Source organism: Dyadobacter psychrotolerans (assembly GCF_004349265.1).
GTDB lineage: Bacteria > Bacteroidota > Bacteroidia > Cytophagales > Spirosomataceae > Dyadobacter > Dyadobacter psychrotolerans.
Genome location: NZ_SMFL01000002.1, coordinates 76,649 through 98,685, shown reverse-complemented (window position 1 = coordinate 98,685; position 22,037 = coordinate 76,649). Strand labels below are relative to the sequence as shown.

The 22,037-nt window shown below is 40.6% G+C and carries 20 protein-coding genes; 14 read left to right on the top strand and 6 right to left on the bottom strand.

What is annotated here, in order from left to right:
• Positions 1–12: 12 nt before the first annotated feature.
• The 3 genes from E0F88_RS04355 to E0F88_RS04345 form a co-directional block, all read right to left on the bottom strand.
• A complete protein-coding gene (locus tag E0F88_RS04355) occupies positions 13–3,270 on the bottom strand; it encodes a SusC/RagA family TonB-linked outer membrane protein (RefSeq protein WP_229213674.1) in 3,258 nt (1,085 codons plus the stop codon).
• A 233-nt stretch (positions 3,271–3,503) separates the two neighbouring features.
• Positions 3,504–4,598, bottom strand: a complete 1,095-nt coding sequence (locus E0F88_RS04350; protein WP_131956904.1) for a FecR family protein — start codon at positions 4,596–4,598, stop codon at positions 3,504–3,506.
• A gap of 133 nt (positions 4,599–4,731) precedes the next feature.
• Positions 4,732–5,319 carry an RNA polymerase sigma factor gene (locus tag E0F88_RS04345; protein WP_131956903.1) on the bottom strand — a complete coding sequence of 196 codons (588 nt, stop codon included), beginning with the start codon at positions 5,317–5,319 and terminating at the stop codon, positions 4,732–4,734.
• 298 nt (positions 5,320–5,617) lie between these two features.
• On the opposite strand from E0F88_RS04345, the gene E0F88_RS04340 reads away from it, so the two are divergent.
• Positions 5,618–6,946 (top strand): rhamnogalacturonidase, encoded by a 1,329-nt coding sequence (locus E0F88_RS04340; protein WP_131956902.1) that lies wholly within the window; start codon positions 5,618–5,620, stop codon positions 6,944–6,946.
• Positions 6,947–7,005: 59 nt separating this feature from the next.
• Here the strand turns inward: E0F88_RS04340 and E0F88_RS04335 are convergent, their stop codons facing one another.
• From E0F88_RS04335 to E0F88_RS04325, 3 genes are all read right to left on the bottom strand, one after another.
• Positions 7,006–9,108 (bottom strand): HRDC domain-containing protein, encoded by a 2,103-nt coding sequence (locus tag E0F88_RS04335; protein ID WP_131956901.1) that lies wholly within the window; start codon positions 9,106–9,108, stop codon positions 7,006–7,008.
• A 269-nt stretch (positions 9,109–9,377) separates the two neighbouring features.
• Positions 9,378–9,581, bottom strand: coding sequence for a hypothetical protein (locus tag E0F88_RS04330; RefSeq protein ID WP_131956900.1), 204 nt, complete (start codon positions 9,579–9,581; stop codon positions 9,378–9,380).
• Positions 9,582–9,623: 42 nt separating this feature from the next.
• Entirely contained in the window at positions 9,624–9,806 is a 183-nt protein-coding gene (locus E0F88_RS04325) for a hypothetical protein (RefSeq protein ID WP_131956899.1), read from the bottom strand.
• Between the two features lie 369 nt (positions 9,807–10,175).
• Between E0F88_RS04325 and msrA the strand changes: the two genes are divergently transcribed.
• The 13 genes from msrA (at position 10,176) to E0F88_RS04260 (ending at position 21,733) form a co-directional block, all read left to right on the top strand.
• The gene (gene msrA / locus E0F88_RS04320; protein ID WP_131956898.1) at positions 10,176–10,667 is read left to right on the top strand and encodes a peptide-methionine (S)-S-oxide reductase MsrA; all 492 of its coding nucleotides are present in this window, start codon (positions 10,176–10,178) and stop codon (positions 10,665–10,667) included.
• 245 nt (positions 10,668–10,912) lie between these two features.
• Positions 10,913–13,189, top strand: coding sequence for a catalase/peroxidase HPI (katG, locus tag E0F88_RS04315; RefSeq protein ID WP_131956897.1), 2,277 nt, complete (start codon positions 10,913–10,915; stop codon positions 13,187–13,189).
• Positions 13,190–13,367: 178 nt separating this feature from the next.
• Complete coding sequence (locus tag E0F88_RS04310; protein ID WP_131956896.1) at positions 13,368–13,742, top strand: single-stranded DNA-binding protein; 375 nt, start codon at positions 13,368–13,370, stop codon at positions 13,740–13,742.
• A complete protein-coding gene (locus E0F88_RS04305; protein WP_131956895.1) occupies positions 13,729–14,814 on the top strand; it encodes a tyrosine-type recombinase/integrase in 1,086 nt (361 codons plus the stop codon). The genes E0F88_RS04310 and E0F88_RS04305 overlap by 14 nt, the downstream gene beginning before the upstream one ends.
• A 153-nt stretch (positions 14,815–14,967) precedes the next feature.
• Positions 14,968–15,591: a hypothetical protein gene (locus E0F88_RS04300; RefSeq protein ID WP_131956894.1), complete on the top strand. Its 624-nt coding sequence runs from the start codon at positions 14,968–14,970 to the stop codon at positions 15,589–15,591.
• A 172-nt stretch (positions 15,592–15,763) separates the two neighbouring features.
• On the top strand, positions 15,764–16,552 hold the full coding sequence (locus tag E0F88_RS34210; protein ID WP_229213673.1) for a DUF4265 domain-containing protein: 789 nt from the start codon (positions 15,764–15,766) through the stop codon (positions 16,550–16,552).
• A gap of 185 nt (positions 16,553–16,737) precedes the next feature.
• Positions 16,738–17,343, top strand: a complete 606-nt coding sequence (locus E0F88_RS04290) for a hypothetical protein (RefSeq protein ID WP_131956893.1) — start codon at positions 16,738–16,740, stop codon at positions 17,341–17,343.
• 209 nt (positions 17,344–17,552) lie between these two features.
• On the top strand, positions 17,553–18,224 hold the full coding sequence (locus E0F88_RS04285; RefSeq protein ID WP_131956892.1) for a hypothetical protein: 672 nt from the start codon (positions 17,553–17,555) through the stop codon (positions 18,222–18,224).
• Between the two features lie 240 nt (positions 18,225–18,464).
• Positions 18,465–18,959: a helix-hairpin-helix domain-containing protein gene (locus E0F88_RS04280; protein WP_131956891.1), complete on the top strand. Its 495-nt coding sequence runs from the start codon at positions 18,465–18,467 to the stop codon at positions 18,957–18,959.
• 202 nt (positions 18,960–19,161) lie between these two features.
• Entirely contained in the window at positions 19,162–19,587 is a 426-nt protein-coding gene (locus tag E0F88_RS04275; protein ID WP_131956890.1) for an SRPBCC family protein, read from the top strand.
• 64 nt (positions 19,588–19,651) lie between these two features.
• Entirely contained in the window at positions 19,652–20,230 is a 579-nt protein-coding gene (locus E0F88_RS04270; RefSeq protein ID WP_131956889.1) for a Crp/Fnr family transcriptional regulator, read from the top strand.
• A 72-nt stretch (positions 20,231–20,302) separates the two neighbouring features.
• The gene (locus tag E0F88_RS04265) at positions 20,303–21,157 is read left to right on the top strand and encodes an acyl-CoA thioester hydrolase/BAAT C-terminal domain-containing protein (RefSeq protein ID WP_131956888.1); all 855 of its coding nucleotides are present in this window, start codon (positions 20,303–20,305) and stop codon (positions 21,155–21,157) included.
• Positions 21,158–21,304: 147 nt separating this feature from the next.
• Positions 21,305–21,733, top strand: a complete 429-nt coding sequence (locus tag E0F88_RS04260; protein WP_131956887.1) for a hypothetical protein — start codon at positions 21,305–21,307, stop codon at positions 21,731–21,733.
• The last annotated feature ends 304 nt before the right edge of the window (positions 21,734–22,037 follow it).

Below are 22,037 nucleotides of genomic sequence, written 5' to 3'. Positions count from 1 at the left end.
AGTCGCTATGAATTAAAATGCAAGGTTGATTCCAAACAGGTATGAAGACGTACTTACTGCCGTTCCGTAGGTATTGGTGGCAGGCCATTCAGGGTCAAAACCTTCATATTTGGTAAACAGGAAAGGATTTGTTGCCGTGGCATAAACTCTCAGATTGCTGATTTTGAATTTCTGGATCAGGCCGGTTGGCAGATTGTAGCCAAGCGTTATGTTACCCACCCTTGTAAAATCAACCTTCCGATAAGTTGGAATCACTGTATAAGGTCCGGGATTCCCCGGCTGAAAATGTGTTTGCGAAGGATTACTTGCCGTCCAGTAATCAACCTTTACCTGATTGTAATCCTGGTTGTAGTTCATCAAAGTGGCGTCAAATGAACTTACATATTGTTCACCGCGGCGTGTATATAACATGATGTACAGGTCAAGATTGCCATAACGGAACGTGTTGGAAAAAGAGCCTGTCCAGGTTGGGATTCTTTTACCAATAATCTGGCGATCACTGGCGTTGATTACACCATTGCCGTCCAGATCTTTAACGCGTATCTGTCCGGGTGTTTGATTGTATTTTTTTGCTGCCTCCAATTGGTCCTGCTGCCATATTCCGTCAAACACATAGTCATAATTTACCTGCACCGGCTGTCCGATGAAGAGTTTATTACCTACGTCGTCCTTTTTACCTCCATTGAGTTCCAGAATTTTATTTTTGTTTTTGTCAAAAACAAAATCTGTTTTCCACATAAATTTTCCTGCATGAACATTTATTGAGCTCAATCCCAGCTCAATTCCGCTGTTTTTAAGCTTCCCAACATTGTCTGTAATGGAGCTAAATCCCGAAGGAGCAGGCAGCTGACGGCTTAGCAAAATGTTATCAATAAGCCTGTTGTACACATCAATGCTTCCTGAAATGCGGTTGCTAAAAAATCCAAAATCCAGACCGACATTAATCTCATGGGTCGTTTCCCAGGTTAAGTTTTTGTTTGGCAGCTGATTGGGTGCATAACCTGGCGCAAACACACCTCCAAAATCGTAGAAAGTCTGACCAAGCGCGGCCTGGGTGGAATACGGATTCACCCTGTCATTCCCTGTTACACCATAACTTACCCTTAGTTTAAGATCGTTGATGGCTGAAACCGTTTTGATAAACTGCTCTTCGGAAATTCTCCATGCCAATGAGGCAGATGGAAAAAAGCCCCACTGATTGCCTTCTGCCAGTCGGGAAGATCCGTCCCAACGTCCGGTTGCAGTTAAAAGATATTTCTCTTTGTAACTATAATTGACCCGTCCCATCGCAGAAGCCAGTGTGGATTTAACATAGCCTGATCCATATCCCAAAACTCTTCCGCCAGTAGCCAGGTTGTACCATAATGACTTGTAAGGTATTCCGTCGACCGTAATTGTACTGGTTTCCGTACGATCTTTCTGCATACTTTGAACGACCGTAGCCGTTAGCTTGTGCACACCAAACTGCGCTTCGTAAGTTGCCTGATTGTCCAAAACCCAGGTCAGTTGCTCCTGACTTGAATTCGATGCCTGTGTAGGAACCGATCCGCCCAGACTCTGTTTTGTAAGTGGTCCAAAATAAAACCCGCTTCTTTCAGTAGAATAGTTTGGCGAAATCGTTGATTTTAATGTCAGGTTTTTGATCGGCTCTACCTGTACATAAATATTACCAAAAGTTCGTGAATTGCGGCTCTGACGGATCTCATTGTCCTGATCGAACAGTGGGTTGGTTACCGAATTGGTACCATAAACCCTGAACGCCGGCGCGCCCGTCTGGTCATAAGGATAAGCCATTGGCGGCAAACGATACGCCGATCTGAGTGCTTCTGAACTCCCCAGATTTGTAAGATTTTGAGAAAAATACATATTCAGCCCTGCTTTCCATTTTGCACTGATCTGGCGGTCCACATTTCCTCTCAGCGTATATCTTTTAAATTGTTCGGGCTTTACGTTGCCATCTTCCTGTAAAAGTCCTGCACTGATCGCAAACCGCGTCTTATCATCTCCCCCGCTGGCTGTGATATTATGGTTCATTTGTAACCCATTTTTCAAAATAAGTTTTGGCCAGTCCGTGAACTTTCCTTCGTCAATATTCTTCCACTGCTCCGGAGTAAAAAACGTTGTGTTATTTCGCGAAACATCTTTACCCTGCGCTTTAAACATTTCGGTTCTGAAAGCTACATATTCCGATCCGTTAAACATTTCTGGCAAATGTGTAGGTGTTCTCACACCTGCGTAAGCATCATATGAAATGCTTGTTTTGCCGGATTTACCTCTTTTGGTCGTTACAATAACAACACCCTTGGCACCTCTCGACCCGTAGATCGCAGTTGCAGATGCATCTTTTAAAATGTCTATTTTCTCAATGTCGGCCGGGTTTAATTCATTCATGCCTGTGGTAGTCGGAATTCCGTCAATAACAAACAATGGAGAATTTGAGCCGCCTATCGAGCTGATGCCGCGAATGTTGATGTTGTAGCCGCTGCCAGGTTTCCCTACATTTTTGACCACCACAACACCTGGCATTTGTCCCTGTAAAGCGCCGGTTGCATCAGGCGTAGCAGCCCTGGCGATTTTCGTACCGTCGAGTGATGCAATAGCACCAGTCACATCTGATTTTTTCTGGCTGCCGTATCCAACGACGACAATTTCTTCAAGTGTTTTGTTATCGACAGCCAACTGAACCGTCAAACTTGTCTGGCTGCCTACCTGAATTTCTTTTTGCAGATAACCCACATAGCTGAAAACAAGGATAGACGCCTTATCGGGTACATTGAAAGAAAATGCTCCCTCCACATCGGTGACAGTTCCCCTTTGCGTACCTTTTAAAATAATACTTACACCAGGAAGACTTTCTCCCTTATCGTCCGTAACCTTTCCCGATACGGTGATATCATCATTGCGAAACACTTCCTCCTTCAAATCCAATACCGATGATTTGGGGGAAGCACTATTCTTTTTAAGAATAATAAACTCTCCGCTTGTCTGATAATCAACATTATAAGGATCCAGAATATGGTGTAAAACATTTTCCAGCGACACATTCCTGAATTTCACTGAAACCTTTGCATCAACCGGAAATATACCTGGTAAATACGTAAACCGTACATTGGTTTTGTGCCCGATGGATGTGAGCACCTTCGTAATTTCTCTATTGTTAAATTCAATTGTCACCGATCTTTTCATCAAATCCTGTGCATTGCCGTCTTTTGCAAGCGCAAGCGTGGCAAGTCCGAGAATGATGACAATTGGTACACCTAATAATTTCATTATAAGCCTTGATTTAGGACCAGTATTGAAAAACTTTTCCATATTTTTACCCATGTTTTGTTTTAATTGATTTTAGAATAGGACATACAATTCCCGCTTCCTGCTCTGCAGGAATTTCGTAACGCGAATTTTGGTGGGAGACTTTCGAACTGGGAGCGTGGCCGCGCTTCCAGTTTTACTTTTCTTGTTTAACTTCTTGTCATGCGTTTTTCAGTTATTTAGGTTAGGTATTATTAAAGATCACAGGCTCCTCCGGAAATAACGATCTCCGTTCCAAACACTTCATAAGTTGCTCCCACTGTCTGGCAGATAATATCAAGTTTTCGAAACAGTGGAAGATCACCCAGAGGCGCCGTTACTTTACAGGTTTTCAGAGATGCATTGTTATAATCTATATTCACGCCGTAGGCAGTTTCAAGTTCGCCGAGAATATCTTTAACTGAGGTATTGTCAAAATAAAATTCTTTCGGATCTCCCGTTCCGGCAAGCTGCACAGGTTGCTCAACAAGCCCTTTCTTAAATATGCTCGTTCTTGCATCATAGACAACCCGCTGATTGGGAAGCAAATAAATCATTTGCTCAGCCTTTTGTTCTGCTGACTCCTCAAATTTATCCGTTGCGAATACTTTTACTTTGCCCGAAGTAACTGAAACATTACTTATCGCTTTTCCCGTATTAGAAACCACGCTAAAACTGGTTCCGACAACCTGTACGACAATTCGACCGGCGTAAACAATGAACGGCTTAGCACTATTTTTCGCAACATCGAAATAACCTTCTCCATCCAGATATACCACTCTTTTATTCGCAGAAAAATCCGAATAACTTAGTTTGCTTCCCGGTTTAAGTTTCACGGTTGACCCGTCTGCCAAAGAGATAGTTTGGCCAGCCTGTGAAACATTAATCTTTTCCCTGAGAGGCATTTTCGCTGCAACAACCTGCGTTTTATATTCTAACGGTACACCTTTAAACGTTGATCGAAATATCCAGGCCAATCCGCCAGCGATCAGCAAGATTGCAGCGGCCATCCACCAACGATAGAAGGGCCGGCGAATGTAATGTGCCTCGCTTTCAGGAAACGTTTTGTCAATTGAACTTTCTACTCTTGTCCATATCTTTTGTTTAACTTCTTTTTCAGCAGGTAACTGAAGCTGGCTCAGTGAAGTAAGAAGTGCCCTGGCAAGTATCAGCTCTTTGTTTTTTTCAGGAAATTGAAGTTTAAAGTTTTCCCAAAACAGGGATTCTTCCTCTCCACCGGATAAAATCCATTTACGAAAACGTTCGTCATGAAGAAAATCTTCGGTTTTATAATTACTGTAATTTTCCAAGGCCTCTACAAGTTAGATCATCATCTTTTGCATTATATACATACAAAGGATGCTTTATCTTATTTGACCCAAAGAAATTTGATATTTTTTTTTGAAAAACTAACAATAGCCGTTTTAAGCGTTGTGGAGCTGATCAATGCCAGAGCATTAGTGTGAGTTTGAGGAAAGTGTAAAGCATGTTGGAATTTTTCCTGAGTAAAGTCAGTGAGTTGTGCAGGGTGTTTCTCACCGTTTTTTCAGAAACATCCATAATGGAAGCTATTTCGGCGATACTAAAATTCTCATAATACCGGAGTGTGATGGATTCCAGCTGGCGCCTGGGCAGTTCTTTAAGGATTGCCACCAGTTTTTGAGTTAGCTCTCTATCGCTATCAGTGCTGCCGTATTCCTCGGCAGGATGGTTATGAGAATCAAGAAAAGAATCAAAGTCGACTTTATTGAATACATTTTCTTTTTCACTGATACGGTGAATGTCCCTTCTCAAACTGCGGAAGAGGTAAAACTTGATGTTATCAACCGCCGAGAGCTTTTCGCGGGTGCGCCAAAGCGTGATAAACAAATCCTGAATCGCATCTTCCACCCTCGTCGGGTCGGACATGAATTTCTTGCCATACGAATAAAGGGAATCAAAATACAGTTCATAAACCTGCGCGTAGGCATTTTTATCTCCCAGGCGGAAGGCATCCCATATTTGTGTATCGTGCTGCGAATCGTGTATCACCTGAACCGAAAGTTTGACCGGTAAAAGTAATCTTTTTAACTAACTACTGTTCCTTTTTTAATTAAAATTTGTCATTTACAAAGAAATACAGAAGCTTTAGTCCATATTCTTCCTAATTGAATTTATAACATGGCAACACAGGCGGAATTTAATACATCAAAGAAAAACCATTTCTGCCAGTATATTTTACATTTGTGTGCTTTCCCACACGGGTTTCCGTAAAATTTCAGCTTCAACGGGCGATCTTTTAAACAAAAATTTACAAATTGTGATCAGTACTAACATCCGATTTTCTTCTATGGTAAAATTCAGTTCGCTCCTTTTATACCTTTTCTGTGTTCCTTTTCTTACATTTTCACAAAGTGGAAAATCTGTTACTTTTCCGGATGGCACAAAAATTCCTGCTTGGTTTTCAGATAGTTCAAAGATCAGTTTAAAGACTTTGGGTAAACAGTATGTGATAACAAAACACGGTGCAAAAACAGATAGTAATGTTGTACAAACAGCTGCCATTCAAAAGATAATTGATCTTGCCAGTAAGCAAGGCGGTGGCGTAATTGTAATTCCAAAAGGGACCTTTTTAAGCGGGGCTTTGTTTTTTAAACCCAAAACCCATCTTTATGTTTCGGAAGGCGGTATGCTGAAAGGATCAGACAAAATTGCCGACTACCCGATCATGGCTTCAAGGATGGAAGGGCAAAATCTGGATTATTTTCCGGCGCTTGTTAATGCCTACGGGGTAAACGGTTTTACGATTTCAGGCAAAGGCATTATCGACGGCAACGGGCTTAATTATTGGAAAGCATTCTGGCAAAGAAGAAAAGAAAACCCCAATTGTACCAATCTGGAAGTGTCCCGCCCGCGTCTGGTTTTTATCTGGAAAAGTAATGATGTGCAGGTTCAGGATGTCCGCCTTCAGAATTCCGGTTTTTGGACAAGCCACTATTATCAGTGTAACAACATCAAGATTATTAACGTCCGCATTACTGCTCCGCACGAACCGATAAAGGCACCGAGCACCGACGCCATTGACCTGGATGTTTGCAGTAATGTGCTGATCAAAGGCTGTTACCTGGCCGTTAATGATGATGCTATTGCGTTAAAAGGCGGAAAAGGGCCTTACGCGGATACCGACCCGGGCAACGGAGCCAATACAAATGTCATTATTGAAGATTGTGAATTTGGCTTTTGTCATGCGGCACTCACTTGTGGCAGCGAGGCCATACACAATAAAAATATCGTGATGCGAAACTGCCATATCACCAACGCCATGCGTGTGCTCTGGCTAAAAATGCGGCCGGATACTCCTCAAAAGTATGAGTTTGTCAGCGTAGAAAACATTGACGGTTATGCATATAGCCTGATTTATGTAAAACCATGGAAGCAATTTTTTGATTTAAAAGGCAGAAAGGACGTTCCCCTATCCTACTGTGACAACATCAGCCTTAAAAACATCAACCTGAAATGCGATGTGTTTTTTGATGTAAGTCCGGGTGAATATGATAAATTATCGAAATTCTACTTTGAAAATCTGAATATTACTGCCAAAAATTCGGATTACGACAAAACCGTTGTGCAGGATTTTAATCTGACGAATGTAAAAGTGAACAACAAAATGATCGATTGATTAATGTTTTATCAATTGTTGATTCTCATAAGTCATTTACTTTATGAGAATCAACTCACTTAAAAAAGTAACTCGTTTTCACCCAGATAATTCCCTATTACTCTCAGCAACTCGCTGCCAAAGTCTGTGGCTTTTACTTCTCCGAAATTCTTAACCTGGGATAGCTGGCTTAACGATCTGGGCAATTTCGCCGAAATTTCTCTCAGTACTGCATCCGAAACGAAGGCGTATTGCTGCACACCCCGCTGAAGGGCAATTTTCTCACGCCAGGCAACCAGCTGCTCATAAAGTTTAGGGTTTATAATTTCGATTTCTTTTGGCCGCTTTTTAGGATTGAGCTCCAATATAACAGGCTGAAAGGACGCGCCAGCCAGCATGAGCGTATCTGAAATATCCTTTCCGGAAGAGGCCTCCGGTAAAATGTCAAAAGCTGCCTTTTTCATCGTTAAATTCAACAGCAAGTGATTTAATCCCGGATAAAAATCTACCGTAACATCACCGGATATTTTTTCTGAATAAATCAGCATTATCGTTTCACCCAGCTTTTCCAGTATTGAAAAAAAGTATCCCGCTGCCTTTTTCAACCTGTCCATGGCGGCGTCAGATTGCCATATGCCTGAACCAGTGAGTAAAACGGAAAGATCGTTTTTTACGAACCTGTTGGAAACTTTAACTATTTCATCTGTCAGAATCGTATTTACTTCTCTTGATCTATCCGAAAGCGCACTTTCCTCAGATACATTGGTTTGCAGAAGGATCTGAAACAGTTTCCAGGAACCATACAGAACAGAAAAATCAAACAAATCTAAAAGTGCCTGCTGATCCGAATCAAGTATGGTCTGATTCAAAAGTCCCATATCCGGTTTTTCGCTCAGCGCCTTTTGCATAAAGCTGACAATCAGCGGATCGCTGAAGATATTCTCCTGTTTTACGGGTTCATTAAGAATCACCCCTTCCAGACTCCGGCAGCGGCTCAGTGCAACATAAGTCTGTCCGTGAGCAAAGGCAGCACTGACATCAATAATCGCCTTTTCAAAACTTAGCCCCTGACTTTTGTGAATGGTTATTGCCCAGGCCAGTCTCAACGGAAACTGCGCAAAAGAACCTTCACTGGATTCTTTGATTTTCCCATCTGTATCCGATAAGGCATATTTGACGTTTTGCCAAATTTCCGGACTGGCAATAATATCGGATCCGTCATCCGGAAAAGTAATGCGGATACGCCGGTCTTCGATGCTGGTAACACGTCCGGTGCGCCCGTTGTAATATTGCTTTTTGCCGGAAGTATCGTTTTTGATAAACATCACAAAAGCACCTTCTTTAAGCACCAGCTCTTCCTCAGCCGGGAAAGCTTCTTTTGGAAACTCACCTGAAACAATGGCTTTAAAAACATGCGCTTCTCCGGGAAGTTGGCTGAGCCGGAGTTGATTTATATCATTGACAAGTTTGTTATGCGTTGAAAGCGTGACATAATCTGTCAGCACATTTGTATCCACAGCTTGCCGGCGGGCATTGAGCTTAGCAAACATACTGCTATCTGATTTTCCGTTACGGACGCCGTTCAGGATATCAATAAATACAGGATCCTTTTGCCGGAAAACCTGTGTCAGTTCGAATGTTAAGAAGGGGAATTTGTTAAAAACAAGACTATCAAAAAAGTAAGGACCACTATAAAACTTTGAAAGCACCGGCCAGTCATTTTGATAGACCGGCGGTAGCTGATACGGATCCCCGATCATCAGCAGCTGCACCCCGCCAAACGGCCGCGACGATGCCCTTACCTGCCTCAGAATCGAATCGATGTAATCCAGGGTATCGGCCCGGACCATACTTATTTCGTCAATGATCAGCAGGTTCAGATTTCGGAGTACTTTTGCCTTTTCCTGGTTTATCTGTTTTAGCGGTGCCTGGTCAGCAGAACTTTCTGTTGAAGGACGTAAGGGCCCGAATGGAATCTGGAAAAATGAATGTAAAGTAACTCCCTGCGCATTGATAGCCGCAACCGCTGTTGGCGCCACCACAGCCATGTTTTTTGAAACCGTCGTTCTGATATGATGAAGAAAAGTCGTTTTACCCGTGCCCGCTTTTCCTGTTAAAAATATTGGCTTATCTGTATTTTCAACAAATTTCAGGATAAGTTCATGTAACTGATTGAGTACCATATGCGTCTTTACTTCATTGCTGATCAATGAACGAAATTAGATCTGCAAGTTTAGCATATTTTAACCCACCAACAGAAAACGAAAATTTTCACACTTATCTTTTATTACATTTAACTGATTATCAGACAAATAAAATCCTTCACTTTTCTATCCTAAGCTAGCTATTGTTTTTTACCGTTACCCACACCTTGTGAAAATTTGTCGGCAAGCAGGTTCAGTATATTTACGAATTATTTATAAAAAACAGATCCTAAATTCAGCACCTCATTTTAGTGAGCCGGGAATCCCGTAAGAAATCCGATTAACGTATGGTTTGCAGAAGCATAAGCAGCAAATCCTGCAAAGAAACCAATTCCCATTTGGCCCAGAACAGCGAATAGTTTTTGGGAAAAGACAGAAAGTGAGAACCACTTATTCCCGGCTTGTCCCAAAATAATAAATGAAAGACTAACGATAAATACAATAATTAACATGTTTTTGAATTTTACGGATGATCAGTTTTAAGGAAATTTCGCTTAAAAGGTAACTTCTTCGGGCCGGCTAACATTTTCTTTTACGGACATATCTGTGATGTTTTCCCGGGGCGTGCCGCTTGTTTCTTTAACTTGATTGGAAACCGGTGTAACTTCCGGCTCCTGGCAGCTGAAAAGAAATGAAGCTGTACATAACACTGCGAATAATTTGATCGTCGTTTTCATGATTTTGAATTGTTTTATGTGTTTGAATGAAACTTTGTCCGTGATGACAAAACAAAGGTGCACGATCAAATTGCTACATAAAATTTGTTGTGATCAACGGTCGGCATGATGTGATCAATGCAGGTCATTGATGGATAAAACCGCAGAAAGCCTGTTTCTGAAAAATTCCGGCTAAAATGAGAATTTTGTCAGCCGGAGCGGCAATTCGGTCAGATAAAATAGCTTGTTCGTAAACCGGCATGTGTCTCCCTCAATCTGCAACGCTAGCAATCGCAGTTGAGATTTAACCATTTCAGCATAAAATGTGTTGGTGACTGTATAGGGCACAGAATTTGTACCTTCACTTTACTACATCAAAAAACAAATTATATGAATACTGAAAAAGCCATTTTGGCAGGTGGTTGCTTTTGGGGAGTAGAAGAATTGATCAGACACTACCCGGGCGTAATTACAACAGTGGTAGGTTACACTGGCGGCGATGTACCTAATGCAACCTACCGTAACCACGGAACGCACGCAGAGGGAATTGAGGTCACATTTGATCCTGCAAAACTGACTTATCGTGGATTGCTTGAATATTTCTTCCAGATCCACGACCCGACAACCAAAAATCGTCAGGGAAATGACATTGGATTATCTTATCGCTCGGCTATTTTTTATTTGGATGAATCACAGCGCGATACCGCCAACGATCTGATAGCAGAAATGGACGCTTCCGGAGTATGGCCGGGAAAAGTAGTCACAGAAGTTGTTCCGGCGGGCGATTTCTGGAATGCAGAAGTTGAACATCAGGATTATCTGCAAAAGAATCCCGGTGGATATACCTGCCACTTCGAAAGACCGAAATGGAAATTGGATTAATTTTTGTCTGAATATTAGTAAAAGCGCGCCCCGAGTGCGCTTTTGTTTTTGAGAGTAACCAGTATGCAAAGGTCAGAGTCAACCGAATTTGTTCAAGCAAAGACTTACTGAATTTGCGGACAATAGATATTAACTATCAAAATATAGAATTAATCGATTGTGATTATTACTTTCGATATTCTAATTTTATCGGCGCGCACAGGATACCGGTGCTGGAAGTTAATTTTAATCATGAACTTATAAAAATGGAGAACGAATCAAACGACAGCAGTCAATGCCCGTTTCTTAACGGAACGCTGGATCAAAGCACACCTGTGAAACAGAATGTTGGAGGCGCAGGAACCAAAAACCGTGACTGGTGGCCTAACCAGCTAAAATTAAGCATCCTTCGTCAGCATTCTTCCCTGTCAAATCCGCTGGGAGAAGATTTTAATTATGCCGAAGCTTTTAAAAGCCTGGACCTTGAAGCTGTAAAAAAGGATCTTCATGCTCTGATGACCGACTCGCAGGACTGGTGGCCGGCCGACTTCGGGCATTATGGCCCATTATTTATCCGTATGGCCTGGCACAGTGCGGGAACATACCGTGTGGGTGACGGTCGCGGTGGTGCAGGTGCAGGACAGCAGCGTTTTGCTCCGCTAAACAGCTGGCCTGATAACGTAAGTCTTGATAAAGCCCGCAGGCTTCTTTGGCCGATTAAACAAAAATACGGACAGAAAATTTCATGGGCGGATCTTCTGATCCTTACCGGAAATGTTGCTCTGGAATCGATGGGCTTTAAAACATTCGGTTTTGCCGGAGGTCGTGCTGATGTATGGGAGCCGGACGAAGACGTCTACTGGGGATCGGAAACAACCTGGCTGGGAAATGACGAACGTTACGGACAGGGTTCACCGGGTGTTGAAGGACATGGCGTAGTATCGTCGGATGAAGATCCCGGACGTAATATCCATACACGTGACCTTGAAAAACCACTTGGTGCGGCACACATGGGTCTTATTTATGTGAACCCGGAAGGTCCCGATGGAAATCCTGATCCGATCGCTTCTGCAAGAGATATACGTGAAACATTCGGCCGGATGGCAATGAATGATGAAGAAACAGTTGCTTTGATTGCGGGTGGACACAGCTTTGGTAAAACCCACGGCGCCGCTCCTTCCGATCATGTTGGAAAAGAACCGGAAGCTGCCGATGTGGAATCGCAGGGCCTGGGATGGAGCAACAGTTATGGCACAGGCGCCGGCGCTGACACCATCACCAGCGGACTGGAAGTAATCTGGACCAAAACACCGACTCAATGGAGCAATAACTTTTTTGAAAACCTGTTCGCTTTCGAATGGGAATTAACCAAAAGTCCTGCCGGTGCACACCAGTGGGTTGCCAAAAATTCAGATGCGATTATTCCTGATGCTTTTGACAGCAGCAAAAAACACGCACCAACCATGCTGACCAGCGATCTTGCTTTAAGACTTGATCCGGCTTACGAAAAAATATCAAGACGTTTCCTGGAAAATCCTGACGAATTTGCAGATGCATTTGCACGTGCCTGGTTCAAACTGACACACCGCGACATGGGTCCGAAAGAAAGATATCTGGGTCCTGATGTACCGGCAGAAGAATTGATCTGGCAAGATCCTATTCCAGCGGTTGACCATGAATTGGTACAGGATTTTGATGTTGTAAACCTGAAAGCAAAAATATTGGCGTCGGGATTGACAGTTTCCGAACTGGTATCCACAGCCTGGGCTTCGGCTTCAACGTATCGCGGTTCCGACAAACGTGGTGGTGCAAATGGTGCCCGTGTTCGTCTGGCTCCTCAGAAGGACTGGAAAGTTAATAATCCTGCGCAACTGCAAAAAGTACTGAATGTGCTTGAGGGAATTCAAAAAGAATTTAATCAGGCAGGTGGTAAAAAAGTTTCTATCGCGGATCTGATCGTTATGGCGGGTAATGCTGGTGTTGAAAAAGCAGCTGGAAATACTATTACCGTTCCTTTCACTCCGGGCCGTATGGATGCTTCTCAGGAGCAAACCGATGTTGAATCAATAGCATTTTTAGAGCCGGCTGCCGATGGTTTCCGCAACTACCAAAAGGCAAAATTCTCTACGTCGACAGAGGAATTACTGATTGACAAAGCACAGTTGCTGACATTAACAGGACCTGAGCTTACGGTTTTGGTTGGTGGTATGCGGGTGTTGGATACCAATTTTGATGGTTCTAAAAACGGTGTTTTCACCACACGCCCGGGCCAGCTGACCAACGATTTTTTCATAAACCTGCTTGACATGCGTACAGCATGGAAAGCTATTTCCGAACATAAAGATCAGTATCTGGGTACTGACCGTACAACCGGCCAGCCAAAATGGACAGCGACCCGTGCAGATCTGGTTTTCGGATCCAATGCAGAACTGAGAGCAATTGCAGAAGTGTACGGCAGTGCAGATTCTCAGGACAAATTTGTAAAAGATTTCGTAAAGGTTTGGACTAAGATTACGAATTTGGGCCGGTTTGATCTGGGTTGATTTTTAAAGTAATATTGTTTTGGAAAGGGATGTCTCGAGTTTTTCGGGATGTCCCTTTTTTTGTTAGGATTAAATTCGATAAACCAAAAAGAGTTTGGTCATGGAGATTTGACAATTTTATTAGCTTTACACTGCTTATTTGAAAAAAGCAATCATTTAACACACACTATAATTATTCATGAAAACACTAAATAAAGTATCTCTCATAGGGAATTTGGGTAAAGATCCTGAAATAAAACACTTACAGGACAACATATCTGTCGCCAAAATAGCTTTGGCAACTACCGAAACATTTAGAGACAATGCCGGAAAACAACATGTACACACCGACTGGCACTCTGTCATATTGTGGAGAGGGTTAGCCGAGCTGGCTGACAAATATCTCCGAAAAGGCAGCTTCGTATACATAGAAGGGAAACTAAAAACCCGAACTTATGACAGCAACGACGGAACCAGGAAACAGGTCACCGAGATCATTGCCGACAAGCTGATTATGTTAGACAAGAAAACGGATGCCTCACCCATAAACAGCGCAAGTCATGATCAACAATAGCATTAAATATGAAATTGCTGTCCACAGCGGTAAAGAAGTGATATTTATTCGGTTTGATTACAACACTGAACTAAATGAAAGAGCCAGAAAGCTAACCGGTGCCAAATGGAGCAACTCCCAAAAGGCGTGGTATGTAGCAGATAGCCATCACTATCGACAAAAATTTGGATTAGAGCCGAAACCTCTGGCCGGAAAAGAAGTGATGGCACATATTTCTGACGTAAATCAACCTGCACTCCGGCTTTACATAGAAACCCTGCAACTGAAAGCGTACAGTCCGAGTACGATAAGAACCTACATCAACGAATTCGCGCAGCTGCTGTATATCATCAAAGATAAACAAGTAAATAATTTAGAACCGGAACAGCTACGCAATTATTTTTTGTACTGTATCAATACCCTTAAGCTCACAGAAAATACGATACACAGCCGAATGAATGCGGTTAAATTCTTCTTTGAGCAAGTTTTGAAGCGGCCAAAGGTCTTTATAGAAATTCCTCGGCCGAAGAAGAGAGTTATCTTGCCTAATGTATTGGCAATCAGTCAGATTGAACGCTTATTTTGCCAACTAGAAAATCTAAAGCATAAAACAATGCTTTTCCTGGCTTATTCGGGCGGACTGAGAGTGAGTGAAGTTGTCAATCTTAAAATCAGAGATATTCATTCAGAACGGATGGTGATCAATATCAAGGGTGCCAAAGGCAAGAAAGATCGAACAGTAGTTTTGTCGCCTGGAATTTTAGACCTGCTCAGAAAATACTATGCATCGTACAAACCGGGCGACTGGCTTTTTGAGGGTCAGTATAAAGATGAACGTTACAGTACCCGAAGCCTTCAGCAAATATTCCAGCGAGCAAAAAATAAAGCTAAAATCATACAACCTGTTACTTTTCACAGCCTAAGACACAGCTACGCAACTCACTTACACGAAAGAGGAACCGACATAAAATTGATACAGGAGTTACTCGGTCATAATGATATACAGACTACCATGCGTTACACCCATGTAAGCAATTTAAAGATAGAAAAAATTGAAAGTCCGTTCGATCAGTTACATTTGAAAAAAGAATAAAGTAATGCCTTGTAACTTGCAATAGGAGCCGTAATTACTTGGCAACAATTCTTATAATAGTTATATTATTTATTGATATATATTAAATAAATACAAAGAGTACTACAAAACTTTCGTATATTACGGAGTTGGCAGTAAGCAAAGACACCGATTATGAAATATCACATTTTGACATTTGCTTTAATAATACTCAACTTATCTTCTTTTGGACAGACAAAGAAGGACTTGAACATTAATTATAAACTTCGAGGTCAAATCTATGCGAAGTCAAGTATTGAAGACTCAACAGCAGCAGGCGGTTTTGGCACTTCGGACAACTTTGCAAAACAAATTAACGACAGTTTGATTTTTAGTGAGACAGGGATATTTTTAAAAATCGACACAGCGAAAACTATAACAATTGCTGACAAATTCAATGCTTACAATTTGTATTTGGGAAATAAATCTGATACGATATTAAGGCTTGAAGCTTCGGACAGCAGACTTTCCGTTGTTGCTGAAGCTTTTTACAAAAATGAATGGAAACCTATTGAATATTTACCGAGTAGTTGGTGTGGAAATAGTTATCACAACATTTACATAAAGACAAATCAATTTTGGATTTTTGTAATTCCAAAGTTTACGGGAAAAATTAAGACCAAAATAAGGTACAGACTTGCAATCTCAAAAGGGCATTACATTTATTCAAACGAAATAAGTACAAGTATAAACAAAGGACAATTATCAGCAAAGCAAGGACACAAGTCACAAGGACTTATGGACCCTTACATTGACTAGTAGCACTACTGCCAACAAGGGTTTGGCGTTATAAGGGCGGACGAACAAATCCTTATCTTTCGTTTTTCAATTTGGCTTTTTGTTGTAGTTTGGCTGACGGAATTCTATTTCCCCTACAACGCCAAGCCCGAAACGTTAGCGGTCAGCTTAGAACGACACCATACAATAAACAATGGGACATAAAAAAGTTTGTTTAGAATGTAAAATATCACTTAACAGACCTTTTGACAGCGTTTCTGAATTAACTTATCCTTGTTCAGAATGTGGTAAGCCAATGACACTTTTACCACATAGATTTCGGCCTCCCAAAAAGACCGAAGACAAAAAATGGGAGACTATTAGGTTTCTAATTGACAATGGATTTTATTATCAGCACATATACGAAAATGTGACCAAAACAGTAAATGGTTTTATAAAGCTTGAAACCTTGGTTAATTACCCAGAAAATATGAGAGATGCCAAAGAGTTTGTAGAAAAGTACAGAAGCAAAACAATGAATATGAAAGACTACAACGTGAAGATATTATTTCAATTTCATAGTGACATTTTTGACGAAGAAATGGTTGAAACTTTGTGGGCTACAATTGTTGACAAGAGCAAAGGGCTTTATAAACTTGACAATATTCCATTCTATGCACCACTTGTCGCTTCTGACGACGTTGTATTTGCGGAATTTGACCAACAGCAACAAATGCTGACATATAGAAAAACCGTAGAATTTTCAGGTAACTCAACAATACAAGTTGTGCTTATGGACAAATCAACAGACATAAATTCTATTCGAAATAAATTTGAAGACCTTGGTTGTGTTTCGGAAAAAGTTAATGACGGATATTTTTCAATGGAAATTCCAGCTTTGATTGACTACAAATTAATAAAACAAAATCTTGACGAATTAGAACAAAATGAAATAATTGGATATGCAGAACCTTGTTTAGCTGACCAACATAGGACGATTTGATAATGAAAGAGATAACGAATAAGACAAAAAGCCGAACCGCTAACATCGGTTTGGCAATATGGCGGCTGATGTGCTAAATTCAATTTCAGTTCTTCGATTAAACTTTTCCACAAAACTGAAATTTTGTGCTTCGATTTCCGCCACATCGCCAAGCCCCAAAACGTTAGCCGCAACCTTTGACCACCATGCAAACCTCAACTGGAGTATTAATAATGACAATGATTAAGTTAAACAGGCACGACTATGATAATTGGAAGGATTACTTCAAAACGACATTTGAGGAGACAAAAAAGTATGACCGTATTCAAGTGGGATTACACGGACAAACAATTATTGAAAAATATGTTCCACTTGACAAGAGTGATAAAACTGAAATCAAAGTTGGCTATTTAGACGAGACACTCATCTACTGGAAATTTGAAAATCCGCTGACAGAAGGGTATAACAGACAACAGGAAGTTGAATATTTTTATCGCTACGACTTTTCTTCTGGACAATCTTACGGTGGACCAGGACTTGAATTTATTGACATTAACGTTCAAGCTATTGATAAACAACTTAGAGAAGGTCTAAAAGGTAAAGAGATTCAATACTTCAAAGACGGACACCTTATAAAATCAGAGGTGTTCATGGACTATGACAGCGACCAAGAGAGTTATCCCAATACAATTTACTTTACCAAGACAAGTGCTTGGCAAAAGTTTCGAAACCTTTTTTCAAAGCCGAAAGACGAAGCCGAGTTACATACAAAGGAGATTGAATTATCAAATATATTTGGAGGGCTGAAATGATCGAAGCATCACACCTTCGGACGGACATTAAGGCAGCCACCAACATTGCATTGGCATTATGGCGGCTGACGAATATAGGCTCAAAAGCTGTACTACTATCGCACCGGCGACCCGGTTAACTTTTGTACTATATTCGGCTGACGGAATGCTATATGTGCCACAAGGCCAACGCTTCAACGTTGGCAGTAATGCTAAACGACCATTCGACTATGACAAGATTTTTAAAACTAAACTTTCTTATTCTCACCGTTATTACTTCTGCACTTTCCAGTTGCGGACAAACCTCTAATTCTAAAAACAAGCCGACAAAAAAATTAGTATTGAAAAATTATTTTGATAGCCGAGACCAAATTTTATTTAGGCTGTATAAGAAAAATACTGATGGAGTTTCCTATTGGGAAACCTGGAATAATGACGACAAAACCGCAGTAGTTCATTGGGGGATAATGGGTACTTATGGAGAACAAAGAACTGTATCATCAGACAACATTTCAAACTTAAAAGACTCTATAAATTCTCTAATTGCAGACAAAATCAAAGAAGGATTTTCAGAAATATCTAATGAAAAGCAATTTACCTTGGCTATTACTTTCAAATTAAAAACTTGGGGGACAACAGAAGACCTTGACATACGAGAAAAGTATAGAAATTTTATAACTGAACATCTTGGGTGGACAGGAAACGGACGTTGCGATGATGGAGATATTGGTAGTGGTGAAATGACTTTGTACGCAGACGTTGTTGACCCATATTTGGCTATCAAGACGATACCAGGTAACTTGTTGAGAAATAACGTAATAGAAAATTATTATTTTACTATTTCTCAAGGTAACAAAACAATTGCAGAAAATATATTGCCTGCCTCTGCTGACAAGCACTAACCACCAACATGGGTTTTTGTGTTATGGTGAGCTGACGAAAAATGGCTCATCTTCATTTTTTCAATTTAACTTTTGGTTACGGGTTGGGCTGACATTCCTTGATTCCCACCACAAAACAAAGCCCGCAATACGTTAACTCCCGCCCCCACAGGACAAAGCGTTCATAAACGGACAGGATAAAAACTAAAAATCCTATAATTATTTTTAAGAGCACCATTGGATAAGTAAGTTTTACCAAAGATGAAAAATAAGATAAACATCAAACTGCCACTGACGGATATTGAAAAAGCGAATTTGAGAAAGAACAAAATCAAAATTGCCAATATTCCTGACTTCGCAACTGACGAGTTGGAAGTGATCCTAAACGCTACAACTGAACGAGCGAGAGAAATTTATGCGTTGGCAGAATTTCAGTCCGTTCCGTCAATAGGAATAAAATTTGCCGAAGACCTTGTGTTTTTAGGTTATTATTCACTCAACGAATTAAAAAACAAAGACGGAGCCAAACTGACAGACGATTACGAACAAAAAAAAGGATTTTGGGTAGACCCTTGCGTTGAAGACCAATTCAGGTTGGTTGTAAACTACGCAAATACAAATGACACAAAAAAAACCTGGTGGAACTTTACCGAAGAACGCAAAAAATATCGTTTGGAAAATGGTTATCCAGCCAGCAGACCCAAAAAAGCGTGGCACGAAACAGTAGAATATAAACGAACGGACGAAATTGAGTGAAATTTAACCTTGTAAAACCAACACTGATTTTTGTAATCGTTGGACTACTAATTCCAGATTTCTCAGCATGATGATCTCATCTGGTCACGACCACATTTTTCCAAAAAAATTCCTGTCCACATCCACCCACCAGAATGTCCAAATAACACATCCTAAATTGCAATCAAAAAATTAATTTTGTGATAAAAAGCCACGAAATAAAATGGATAATTACACACGAAATTTTATAACCCACAAATCGCCGAAGCAGGTTTATGAACTCTTGCTGGATGTGAAGCAATGGTGGTCGGGGATTTACGATGAGATTATTACAGGTGAAAGCCAAAAGGAAAATGATACCTTTTCTTTTTCCGCAGGTGGTGGAATGCACTTTTCTGAGCAAATATTAAAACAGCTGATTCCCTACAAAAGAATTGTATGGGAAGTGACGGAAAGCAATCTGGCATTTTTGAGTGATCCAAACGAATGGGCAGGCACGAAGCTTATTTTTGACATTCAGGAAATAACAGAAACCGAAGCGCAGTTAACCTTTACCCATGAAGGATTAAAACCACAGATAGAATGTTACGGGCAGTGCTCAAATGCCTGGACACAGTACTTTCAAAATTTGCAGCAAAAACTTAATTAAGCTTGTTACACATTTCTTTTGAATATTTCACTAAAATGCATTCTGACACTTAACCAGGATCAAATTGGCAATCGAACAAACGGAGGAAATTTTCAGACATTTTGAAAAGTATATAAAACTCAGCCCCATATTAAAAAATGAGCTCGCTACCCGAATGGTATTTAAAAGCTTTAAAAAGGGTAAGCTGATTCATAGTGCAGACACCATTTGTACAAAGAGTTACTTTATTCAAAAAGGACTTTTGCGAATTTATTTTATCAAAGACGGAAAAGAGATTACCGAGTATTTCAGTGCAGAAAACGAATGGGTTAATTCGCCCAGAAGTCTGATGCAGCAAAAGTTGGATATTTATTATATCGATTCTCTTGAACCAACAGATTGTTTTTGTTTAAACGTCAGAGATCTTGTCTTTCTGTTTGACAATTTCCCTGAGATGGAACGATATGCAAGACTTTCAATGGGTACCGCATTTGGCCATTTTATGGAACGCATAACTTCAATGCGTTTTACAACGGCAAAAGAAAAATATCAGCATTTTTGCGAAACCTATCACGACATTCATCACCGTATTTCCCTAGGTATGGTTTCTTCCTATCTCGGCATCACACAGGAAACTTTAAGCAGAATAAGAGCTGAAAAATGATTTTTTGATCCAGGTCAAAAGTTATTGAAATACGGCAACAGATATTTGTGCTATCATTTAATTCTGATAAAAATGGCAAATATCTCTAAATACATGCTCCTGGTTTCAATGCTGATACTTTCGGCCAATACATTTGCTCAAATCTTTTTACAAACACCTAACGTTGAGAGTGTTTTGTATTTAGGTAAAAGTGAAAATCAACCACTTATTGTGGGCCTGGGAGGTTCCGAGGGAGGCAACGCCTGGACGAGTGATCACTGGAAAAAGACAAGAGATAAATTTCTCGAAAAAGGTTATGCTTTTCTGGCATTAGGATACTTTGGGGCCAGTGGAACTCCCGATACATTGAATAAAATCGCAATTGAAGATGTCTACAATGCGATAAAAATTGCCGGTAATAACAGCTACGTTAACAAGGATAAAATCGCCGTAATTGGCGGGTCCAGAGGCGCAGATCTGGCTTTACTTTTGGCAAGCTACTATAAAGATATAAATTGTGTATTGAGTATTGTTGGCAGTAATGTTGTCTTCCCGGGGCATACCAATCACTTTTCCACTTCCTGCTGGACGTATCAAAATAAAGAACTGCCATTCGTACCGGTGAATGATCCGGCTGTTCCCTTTTTGATGAGGGGGAATTTGAGAGGTGCGTTTGAAGCAATGCTAAACGACACGCTGGCTGCTGCAAAAGCCGCCATAAAAGTCGAGCAAATTAAAGGACCAGTGCTGTTTTTGTCCGCAACCAAAGATGAAATCTGCCCTTCAACACCGATGGCGGAAATGATGGTAGAAAGACTAAAAAGTAAAAATTTCAGCTACCACTTTGAGCATAAGGCCATTGAAGGCGGACATTCAGAACCGTTAAAGTATTTCTACTTGATTTTTGACTTTTTGGAAACCAATTTTGAAAAAAATAATGCTAAGTAAAATGCCGGCACTATTGGCGATCTGCTTTCAACCACGCTTTCTTTTTACGTTTGAAAGTTTTTTGTAAATTTGGCTATTACGGTTCACTGTATACTCTGGTGCAACTTTGATTTCAAACTACTTGCAGATTTTACAATCAATGAACAAATGAGAACCGTCGCACAAAAAATGGGTATTAAGGAAAATGCCAGGACGTTTTTTGTTAACGCTCCGGATGAAGCGATCGAAGCGCTTAATCTTCCTGATGTACAAATAACAAAAACACCGACAGGCGAATTTGATTACATTCATTTATTTGTAAAGCAAAAAAGTGAACAGGAGGATATTTTTCCGAAACTAAAAAGACTGCTGAGCCTCGATGGAATGCTTTGGGTTTCCTGGCCAAAAGGCGGACAGTTAAATACAGATCTTTCTTTACCAAAAGTTATTCAGGTTGGTTACGAATTCGGGCTTGTTGAGAGTAATTGTTTGAGCGTAAATGAAACCTGGTCCGCATTGAAATTTACACATCCAAAAAAAGGAAAAGAGTACAATAACAGTCACGCAAAACTAAAATCAAGAACAACGAACAGGTAGTAAAAATGTGAATTTAACAGGGGAATAATAATTGTCCAAACGAATGAAACTAGTACCAAAAAATTGTTTTTTTGCATATTACTGATACAGAAGGCAATAAAACCAGGCTTCGCTCACTAAGGTAAAAATAAGCGTATACACATATTGCACCGGCGTTATAAAATCCGATAAACAAAAGCTCAACTGTTATACTTTTGAGCTTTTGTGCTATATTGGGCCGTCAAAGTGCTATTTTAACTGCAATAGTTCTGGGCCAAATATTTAAAACAGCATGAAGCAGAACTATCAAATGAGTATAGATTTG